Origin of the sequence: Streptococcus sp. HMSC073F11 (genome assembly GCF_001810785.1) — a bacterium.
Lineage (GTDB): Bacteria > Bacillota > Bacilli > Lactobacillales > Streptococcaceae > Streptococcus.
This window is the reverse complement of sequence record NZ_KV802692.1, coordinates 59,879-66,505: the sequence shown is the minus strand read 5'-3', so window position 1 is coordinate 66,505 and position 6,627 is coordinate 59,879. Positions and strand designations below refer to the sequence as shown.

The 6,627-nt window shown below is 38.9% G+C and carries 5 protein-coding genes and 1 pseudogene; 4 read left to right on the top strand and 2 right to left on the bottom strand.

The window, feature by feature from the left end:
• Positions 1–488 precede the first annotated feature (488 nt).
• The 4 genes from HMPREF2764_RS10385 (at position 489) to HMPREF2764_RS09745 (ending at position 5,377) form a co-directional block, all read left to right on the top strand.
• Positions 489–1,457 (top strand): Ig-like domain-containing protein, encoded by a 969-nt coding sequence (locus HMPREF2764_RS10385; protein WP_070528248.1) that lies wholly within the window; start codon positions 489–491, stop codon positions 1,455–1,457.
• Positions 1,458–1,558: 101 nt separating this feature from the next.
• Positions 1,559–2,539, top strand: coding sequence for an N-acetylmuramoyl-L-alanine amidase family protein (locus HMPREF2764_RS10380; protein ID WP_070528245.1), 981 nt, complete (start codon positions 1,559–1,561; stop codon positions 2,537–2,539).
• A 37-nt stretch (positions 2,540–2,576) separates the two neighbouring features.
• Positions 2,577–3,935, top strand: a complete 1,359-nt coding sequence (locus tag HMPREF2764_RS06650) for an N-acetylmuramoyl-L-alanine amidase family protein (protein WP_070528243.1) — start codon at positions 2,577–2,579, stop codon at positions 3,933–3,935.
• 128 nt (positions 3,936–4,063) lie between these two features.
• Positions 4,064–5,377, top strand: coding sequence for an LPXTG cell wall anchor domain-containing protein (locus HMPREF2764_RS09745; protein ID WP_083306608.1), 1,314 nt, complete (start codon positions 4,064–4,066; stop codon positions 5,375–5,377).
• 139 nt (positions 5,378–5,516) lie between these two features.
• Here HMPREF2764_RS09745 and HMPREF2764_RS10410 read toward each other — a convergent pair.
• Both HMPREF2764_RS10410 and HMPREF2764_RS06635 read right to left on the bottom strand, forming a co-directional pair.
• Positions 5,517–5,906: pseudogene (locus HMPREF2764_RS10410) on the bottom strand (hypothetical protein); the annotation flags it as partial.
• A partial coding sequence (locus HMPREF2764_RS06635) for an Rpn family recombination-promoting nuclease/putative transposase (protein WP_070528220.1) occupies positions 5,906–6,627 on the bottom strand: 722 nt, incomplete at its 5' end. The pseudogene HMPREF2764_RS10410 and the gene HMPREF2764_RS06635, both read right to left, overlap by 1 nt.

The window sequence follows — 6,627 nt, the reverse complement described above, 5'->3', positions numbered from 1 at the left end:
TCAAAGAGGGATTAAAAGTAGGTTTAGTAAATCTCGTTCGCCAAGGTATTCTGACTTCCGAAGTTGCCAGCCAGCAATTAGGTATGACGGTCGCAGAGTTTGAGGACTTGCTATAAGGTCACATTTTAAATAGTAGAAAGTTTATAAAGTGGCAAGTTATTATCAAAAAACTTGTCATTTTTGCTTGACATTTCGAAGGGGTTATAGGATAATACTACAGAAGTGAGTTCTGTCCAACTGTCTATGTGGATTAAATATGAATGATTTTACTCAAGGATCAAAAAATTGTGAGATTTTCACTTTAATATAGGATATTTTAAGCGTATTCACTCTCACAAAGTTGTTTTTTCACCTTTTTTTCTAAAAATAGGAAAAAACTTTAAAAACTCGAAGAAAACCCTTGACAAATCCTGCAAATATTTATATACTGTATGGTAGTAAGATAGTCTTACGAAAAATATTATAAGAAAAATGAAGGAGATAAAACGATGAAAAAAGTTTTATTGACAAGTGCAGCAGTTGTAGCTGCAGCAGCAGCTCTTAATGCAGCTCCAGTACATGCATACGGAAACTGGACAGGTTGGAATGATGGTGGAGCAGGTTCAGTTAATCCATCTACTACAGCAACAAATCCAGCTGTTAATTTGCCAGCAAACCATGATGGTAACCCAAACAACCGTTTTGGTTACGGTTTTGCAATTGGTGCTAAATACATCCGTTACGACCGTGACGCAGCACATGGATTTAACCGTCATGTTCGTGTAACTGTTGTTGATGGTGGTGGACGTCCAGTTCCAAACGTAGAAGTTGATTTCTTCTTGAAACCTGCTTCAGGTGAAAAGAAACCAGAATACTTCACTGCTACAACTAATCAATCAGGTGATGCTGAACTTCCAACAGTATTCAAAGCTGGTGAAGTGATTCAGTATCGTGTTGCTGCAACAGCTACTGATTTTAAAGAAGCAGTAGAACTTGTTGGTGAATTTACTGTTGAAGCTGGTAACGAATATGCTGGTTCATTGTACACAAATGGTCGTATTGTATTGCCATACAAACTTGATGATCGTGCAGCACAAATTGGTAACGCAACTACAGCTGCTCAATACGGTTGGGCTCAAACAGCTGAAGGTTGGAAATACTTCGAAAATGCTGCAGCTGTTAAAGGTTGGAAACAAGTTGAAGGTAAATGGTACTTCTTTAACGCTGAAGGCGTAATGCAAAAATGGTGGGTTAAAGATGGTAACACTTGGTACTACCTAAATGGTTCAGGTCAAATGCAAACTGGTTGGTTGCAAGACGGTGGTAAATGGTACTTCCTTGAAGCATCAGGTGCTATGAAAGCTAGCCAATGGTTTGAAGTTGCTGGTAAATGGTACCATGTTGATGCTTCAGGTGCTCTTTCAGTAAACACAACTGTTGACGGTTACAACGTAAACGCAAACGGTGAGTGGGTATAATCCGAATAAATGAAATATAAAACAGGGAGATTTTTCCCTGTTTTTTCTTGCATTTATCTTGTATAAGTATTATAATGATTAAAAATAATAGGAGGTTTCCAATGAAATCAAAAGTGTTGAAAATTTTATTAGGTGCAACCTTGGCAGGCACTGCCCTTGTTGGAGCAAGAGTAACTGAAGTGAAAGCTTCGGAAACGAATGTTTATAAGACAGTTGTTTGGGTCACAAAACAGGAAGATGGTAAGGAAAAGGTTTTAAGAGGTGCTCAAACTTATGATTCGTCAAAACCTGAGACATCATCTCCAGGTACTTTTTCAGGATATCAATTTGATACTTCTTCAATAGATGGAACTGTATTAAAGCATTACTTTAAGCCAGCAGTGACTGTAACAGGAGATAAAGTAGATGGACTTTCTGCAAAACCTGACATCTTAAAACCCTTTAAAGATACAGTCAAAGGGACTTCTTGGCTGGTAATGGAATCAGATGGGACTAGTAGAGAATTAAAAGCTTTTCTTCCTGCTAATGCTACCAAAAAAGCTGAAGAAGTTGAACATGGTACATTTAAAGGTTATCGTTTTGTAGAAACAAAGATTGATCAAGATGTTCGGAAACATTGGTTTGTAAAAGATGATAGCATTACAGGAACTGAAAAAATTGAAGATAAACAGACAGGCTGGCAATTTATTACTAATAAATGGTATTTCTTTGATAAAGATGGGATGAAGAAGACTGGCTGGGTGAATGATGGTAGCTGGTATTACCTAGCGGAAGATGGTAGTATGCAAACAGGTTGGAAATTCATTTCTGGTAAATGGTACTATCTTAATAGTGCTGGCTCTATGCAGACAGGCTGGTTAAATCAAGGTGGCAAGTGGTACTATCTGAACTCTGATGGTGCAATGGCTACTGGTTGGAGAAAAGTAGATGGAGTCTGGTACTATCTAAATACTTCTGGTGCTCTGGTTACTGGTTGGTTTCAAGCAGGTAGCAAGTGGTATTATGCCTATAGTTCAGGTGCTCTTGCAGTAAATACAACGATTAACGGCTATACTCTAAATGCAAATGGTGAGTGGGTGTAACATTATACACGGAATAAGTGATAAAGAGGTAAAAAAGATGAAAGCAAAACGTTTTTTAGCAGTGGGAGCTGCAGGAGTTTCATTGTTTGGAGCAAGTGCTTTATTAGCTTCAGTTAGCAATCATAGTGTGGTGTACGCGGATCAAGCACCAGATGGCCAGTTTACTAATGGGACAGTCATGAAATATTTGAATGGTAAATATGGATATGCAGATTTTAATTTTCAAAATGGCTATGTTGCAACTCCAGGTAGTATACCTGGCTATACATATGTAAGAAGTGGTAGGGATGGCCATAATTGGGTTCATTACTTTATTTCCAATTCTGATGCAGCTGCAATGAATAATGGTGCTAACTCAGGAAGTCAAGGTAACAGTTCGACAACAACTAGCACAAATACAGGAACTCAAGGTAATAGTTCAGCAGCAAACACTCAAAAAAATGAGTATAAATGGTTAACGGTTTCTGGGAAATACCAGCTTTATATTAATAATAATCTAGTCAAAGGTTGGCAGACTGTTGATGGTAAGACTTATTATTTTGATGAAAATGGTTTTATGAAGACTGGGATCTTAGAAATCAAAGATAAACGTTATTACTTTGATGAAAATGGCCTTATGAAATCTGGTTGGGTCAATGAAGGTGGTAAGGATTACTATATTACTGATGATGGTTCTAAACCAACTACTGTCATTGCAAAAGGTGAGAAGATTTACTACGTTAAAGAGGGGATTCAACAAACAGGTTTTCAACAGATTGATAAGAAGTGGTATTATTTATTGGCAGACGGTAGCCGTAAAACAGGTCTCGTTCAAGATACAAATAAGAAATGGTACTATATTACAAATGATGGAGAACGTAAAGTTGGTCTCGTAAAAGATAGTGACGGTGCTTATCATTACCTTACTCCAGAAGGTGAACGTAAAACAGGTTCTATCACTATTGACGGCGTGACTTATCGTTTAGCGGATCGTGCTAGTAGCAAGCCAGGTTGGAATAAAATGGATGGCAAATGGTACTATTATGATGCGGAAGATAACATGAAGACAGGTTGGGTTAAAGATGGCTCATGGTACTACTTGGATGCTTCTGGTGTCATGCAAACAGGTTGGCAAAAAATTGATGGGGTATGGTATTATCTAGATGGATCAGGTGCTATGCAGACAGGTTGGTTGAACCAAGGTGGAACTTGGTATTACCTCAATAATTCAGGCGCTATGAAAACAGGTTGGCTAAACCAAAGCGGAACATGGTATTATCTAGATGGATCAGGTGCTATGAAGACTGGTTGGTACCAAGTTGGTGGTAAATGGTATTACTCATACTCATCAGGAGTCTTAGCAGTAAGTACAACTATCAATGGTTACACTGTTAATTCTAATGGTGAATGGGTCTAATACGAATCATGCAGAAAGTAAGAGGAATTTCCTCTTACTTTTTTATTGATAGAAGTTCTATTTCTTGATTTTTTCGAAAGAAAATGGTAAAATAACAGCAAAAAGATATTAAAGGTGGTAAATACTTTATGGATAAGAAAAAACTTCTCACTGCTAGCTTGGCTAGTGTAGCCGTTCTTGGAGCAGGTTTCCTTGCTTCTCACCCGTCAGTTGTGAAGGCTGAAGAAGCAGCTTCAACTGCTGTAACTAAAGAAGATGTAGCTGAGTACTTCACTGATTTAGAAAAAAAAGCTGAAGAAGCTATTAATAAAAATGATAAAATTGCTAACAAAGAAGTAGCAATTTTGGAAGCTAAGGCAGCTATTGGTAAAGAAGATTTATTAAAAGCTATTGATGAAAAACAAATCACACCTGAAGATGTATTGAAAGATTTAGCAGAAGCTAGCAAGACTGAATCAGATGAAGCAGAAGCAGGAAAATATGGTGAAAACTATGCACCTCAAGAAGTAAAAGATGCAAAACCTGCCCCAGGTGCTGAATTAGTTCGTAACGAATCTGGTGAAGTTACAGAAGTTAAACCAATCGATGGTAGAAGTGAAATTGATGCTGATGCTCAAGATAAAATCAACAAACGTTTAGACGAAGAAAAAACAGATGTTAAAGATGCTGAAGAAAGACTAGCTGCAGCTAATCATGATGAAAAAGAAGCTGAATCTAACAGAGAAGAAGCTAAGGTAGCTGTAGAATCAGCTAAAGAAAATGTTAAAGCAGCTCAAGAGGAATTGGCAGCTGCAAAAGATCCTAAATCAAAAGAGGAAGCTGAGAAAACTTTAAAACAAGCTGAGCAAGATTTGAAAGATGCTGAAGATGCATTGGAACAAGCAGATGAAGATTATTATTCATATGTTGCAGATCGTGAAGCTGAAGAAGTTCGTTTGGCAACACGTAATATTGCAAAATTAAAAGCTGAAGGAAAAGATACAACAGAGGCAGAAAAAGAACTTGATCTTGTATTAAATGGAGTAGAACCACTTGTACAACCAGAACTTCCTCTTTATGTTGAATCAGAGCAACCTAAATTACCAAATGATGGTGGCCCTTACCCAGGTGATCGTTATATTATTAACAAACCAGCAGCAACACCAGCAGGGACTCCAGCAACAACACCAGCAGGGACTCCAGCAACAACACCAGCAGATGCTCCAGCAGCAACATCAGCAGATGCTCCAGCAGCAACATCAGCAGATGCTCCAGCAACTCCTGCGGTTGCACCAACTGTAGCAGGAACTAGCCAAGACAATACTTATCAAGCTCCAGCTGCGAAAGCAGAAGATAAGAAAGAACTTCCAAATACTGGTGGTAAAGATAATGCAGCAGTTGCATCATTAGGATTCCTCGGATTGCTCCTTGGTGCCCTTCCATTTGTGAAACGCAAAAACTAATTAGTTGAAGATATAAAAGAGAAGGATTTATGACCTTCTCTTTTTTGTGTGATATGGGATATAGTAAGAGTTCTGTCGAAAATAAAAAATGAACAAAACGATGTTTCAGTTTTGTTCATTTTTATGTTATTTTATAAACTTACAAGAGCTCCTCAAACTCAGCGACGGCCATGCCTAATTGCCGGCTGGCAACCTTGGGAGTCAGAAGACCTTGGTGGACTAGATTTACTAAAGCTACTTTTAATCCCTCTTCGATACCCTCAGCTCGACCACGATCTAAACTTTTTTCAATACCTTCCGCCCTAGCTGTTTCCAAAGCATAGTCATGTGCTAACAAGGCTTGTTCTTCACATCTGCGTTGTTCACTAAACATCTTCCTGTCCTCCTCGGACCAACTTTTGTAGTCTAGAAGTTGGTCTGCTTGGCTAATGGCTCGCTCAGGTTGTTGAGTAAAGGGTTTATTACCAAAAAACTCCAACCACGGCTTGCGAACCTCGTCGTTGCTGGTTTCTCTGTACTTTTTAGTTCTTATTTGTGATGCTCCTTCAATAGTTCTTCAAACTCAGCGACGGTCATGCCCAACTGCTGGCTGGCAACCTCGGAAGTCAGGAGACCTTGGCGAACCATGTCTAAGAAGGCAAAAAGTTTCCCTTCTTCCCTTCCTTCAACTTTCCCACGCTCTAAGCCTTTTTCTTCAGCTTGTTCCAAGGCATAATTCTGAGCCAATAACGCTTGTTCTTCACGCATACGTATTTGACTAAACATTTTTCTGTCCTCCTCGGACCAGCTCTTATAGTCCAGAAGTTGGTCTGCCTGACTGATGGCTCGCTCGGGTTGTTGGGTAAAGGGCTTATTCCCGAAAAACTCCAACCAGGGCTTGCGAACCTTATCTTTGCTGGTTTCTCTGTATTTTTTAAGTTCTAAGAAAGCCATCTTTACTAGATGATTTTCTTGTCCATTGTTTGTAATTGTTAAAGCCTCACCTGTCGTGTCCTCGCGCATACTAAAGCTATGGAAAGCCAAGTCATCTTGGAAGTAGTTGCTATCCACGATTGCGATAGCGTATACTGGTGCGATGTGTTTGTAACTTTGATGAGTATTGCCTTCTTGCTGACGAATTTTTTCAAGGTTTTGATTGACCTGACTGCACAGGTAAGCCCATAAACGATTAATGAAAAAATTCTGATGATGAACTTGGATTTCAATGATTACTTGAGTGCCATTGTCCAACTCCGCCAAAACATCTATAC

What these genes read in the sequence shown, in the direction of transcription:
- HMPREF2764_RS10385 (WP_070528248.1), top strand. Translation starts at nt 489, where the DNA reads ATGAAAAAAGTTTTATTGACAAGTGCAGCAGTTGTAGCTGCAGCAGCA.
- HMPREF2764_RS10380 (WP_070528245.1), top strand. Translation starts at nt 1,559, where the DNA reads ATGAAATCAAAAGTGTTGAAAATTTTATTAGGTGCAACCTTGGCAGGC.
- HMPREF2764_RS06650 (WP_070528243.1), top strand. Translation starts at nt 2,577, where the DNA reads ATGAAAGCAAAACGTTTTTTAGCAGTGGGAGCTGCAGGAGTTTCATTG.
- HMPREF2764_RS09745 (WP_083306608.1), top strand. Translation starts at nt 4,064, where the DNA reads ATGGATAAGAAAAAACTTCTCACTGCTAGCTTGGCTAGTGTAGCCGTT.